General features: G+C 41.9%; 4 protein-coding genes. 3 read left to right on the forward strand and 1 reads right to left on the reverse strand.

What is annotated here, in order from left to right; all coding sequences use genetic code 11:
- From H6H03_RS39665 to H6H03_RS39675, 3 genes are all read left to right on the forward strand, one after another.
- Window positions 1-215, forward strand: a 215-nt coding sequence (locus H6H03_RS39665) for a hypothetical protein (protein ID WP_190960435.1), incomplete at its 5' end; no start/stop codon positions are given.
- Between the two features lie 257 nt (window positions 216-472).
- On the forward strand, window positions 473-1294 hold the full coding sequence (locus tag H6H03_RS39670) for an ABC transporter permease (protein ID WP_190960436.1): 822 nt from the start codon (window positions 473-475) through the stop codon (window positions 1292-1294).
- Window positions 1295-1571: 277 nt separating this feature from the next.
- Entirely contained in the window at window positions 1572-2315 is a 744-nt protein-coding gene (locus tag H6H03_RS39675; protein WP_190960437.1) for a TIR domain-containing protein, read from the forward strand.
- On the opposite strand, the gene H6H03_RS40010 is transcribed toward H6H03_RS39675, so the two are convergent.
- A partial coding sequence (locus H6H03_RS40010; protein ID WP_206758008.1) for a hypothetical protein occupies window positions 2274-2470 on the reverse strand: 197 nt, incomplete at its 5' end. The genes H6H03_RS39675 and H6H03_RS40010 overlap by 42 nt on opposite strands.

Genomic DNA, 2470 nt, shown 5'->3' on the forward strand with positions numbered 1-2470 from the left:
ATCGCCTTGCACCTTTGTTGCATCGCCTTGCACCTTTGTTGCATCGCCTTGCACCTTTGTTGCATCGCCTTGCACCTTTGTTGCATCGCCTTGCACCTTTGTTGCATTGCCTCGCACCTTTGTTGCATTGCCTTGCACCTTTATTGCATCGCTTTGCACCTTTGTTGCATCGAAGAGCAAAAATTAACTTTCTGTGTATTAGGCAACAACTTTAAAAGACTTGTGTGTACACGGTAGCCCCGCTTGCGTGGAGGGGAGACGAAGCGTAGCTTTGGCTCTTTGGGGTGCAATGACTGTGGGAATTATAACTAATTATGCGGAGATGATATAAATTGATACAAATAGATGGCAGTTCTTGGCAGGGAGCAGGCAGCAAGGGGGAGAAAGAAGAATATGATTTAAATAAATTGATTAATTGATTCTCTGGAAGTCCCCAACTCAATATTGCTGCTTTGTTAAAGGAAAGAGAGTGATGGAAACCAAGTATATCCAGATTAGTTATGGACAATTGTCTTTAGCAACTTTTTTTATTCTTATCAATTTGGGGCTTTCTTTTGGTCTGCGGTTGGGGCTTGAACAAAGTCTAGCAATAGCTTCTTTACGGATGGTAGCGCAGCTGTTGATGGTGGGATACATATTGCAGTGGGTGTTCGCTCTCAGCAACCCTGTGTTAATCATACTTTTAGCTTTGGGCATGACGGTTATTGCTGGTATATCCAGTGTTAATCGCACGCGTAGACGATTTACTAGTATTTATTGGAATAATTTTATTTCGCTTTTGAGTGGTTCGTTTTTAGTCACGGGAATAGTAGTTAGCGGTATTCTGCGCGTAGAACCCTGGTACGAACCTCAATATCTCATTCCCTTTTTGGGTATGGTGTTGGGTAATGCGCTCACGGGTACATCCTTGAGTTTAGATCGGTTTATGGAAGACTTGACCAATCGTCGGGGGGAAATAGAGGCGCTACTGAGTCTGGGCGCAACCCGTTGGGAAGCTGCACATCAAACTATCAAAGAAGCCTTGAGAACAGGAATGATTCCGACTATTAATTCAATGATGGTGATGGGACTGGTTAGTTTACCGGGAATGATGACTGGTCAAATCCTTGCTGGGGCAAATCCTACTGATGCCATACGCTACCAAATTGTGATTATTTTTGCACAGACATCAGGAACAGCGATCGCCATCATCGGCGTTATTATCCTAGCTTTCTTTGCTCTGTTTAATCGCAATCATCAATTGACAAATTTGTTAATTCAGAAATCACCAAATAAGGTAAAAGTGAAAACTTAAAACAGAAGCCGGAAGTCAGAATTCAGAACGAGCCTAAGTACAAGTCACCACAAAAAAAGTGGGGACATTAAACTGCGATGCGCCTTTTAATACAAACTGTTGGACACATCGTTTTATTTGTTTTAAAAATTGGTCAATAGCGATCGCCAAATTACAGCAGATTTCAAAAAGTCTGAAGTACACTATCTAATTCTGCTAGTCTTTATTTAGGCTTTGAGTTTCGTCAAATTAACTTACATACTCGTATACAGCTATTTAATCAAGTCTATTCAAGAATATGTCTAATCCAGTTAAAGTATTTTTTTCCTACTCCCATAAAGATGAAGCCTTGCGTGACGAGTTGGCGAATCATCTGATTATGATGAAACGTCAGGGAGTTATTGAGGCTTGGCACGATCGCCAAATCACTGCTGGTACTGAATGGGCAAATGCGATCGATGAAAATCTTGAAGTTGCAGATATCATTCTGCTCCTGGTAAGTGCTAACTTTCTGGCTTCAGATTACTGCTATGACAAAGAAATGAAACGAGCAATGGAGCGACATGAAACACGACAAGCTCGTGTAATCCCCATTATTATTAAGCCGTCAGACTGGAATGGTGCGCCTTTTGGGAAACTGCAAGCACTCCCTAAAAACGCTAAACCTGTGACAACGTGGCAAGACCAAGATGAGGCTTTTTTAAATGTCGCTCAAGGGATTCGCACAGTAGTTGAAGAAATTGCCAAATCAAAAACTTCTTCCTCAACCGCTTCTCAAAATACTACACCTACAACTTCCACCCCTTCTCAAAGAAGTGGGGTATTAACAGACGGCCAGCGTCGAAGATTAGAACAAGAACGGGATTCAGTCGAAGAACAGTATGACCTCGTAAGCAAAAAACTGGAACGGCTGCGCCAAGCATACCGTATTGAAACGGATGTTGCGACAAAATTCAAGCTAGAAGACCAAATTCAGGAAAACCAAACAGAAAAGGATAGATTAAATCAAAAGCTTGAGGAAATCGAGCAAAAGCTTTTGTAGTTTTCTTTTAAAACAGCCAGCGTTTTGCCATAGCACAATGAAATCTATTAGACTCATCCGCGAATCATGAAAGCTTACCAGGAGAGAGTTACAAGGATTTGCACGGAAGGAGCGATCGCCATCTGGCAGTACGAGAAAATGAGGGTTTGAAGGCA

This window comes from Nostoc paludosum FACHB-159, assembly GCF_014698835.1.
Lineage (GTDB): Bacteria > Cyanobacteriota > Cyanobacteriia > Cyanobacteriales > Nostocaceae > Nostoc > Nostoc paludosum.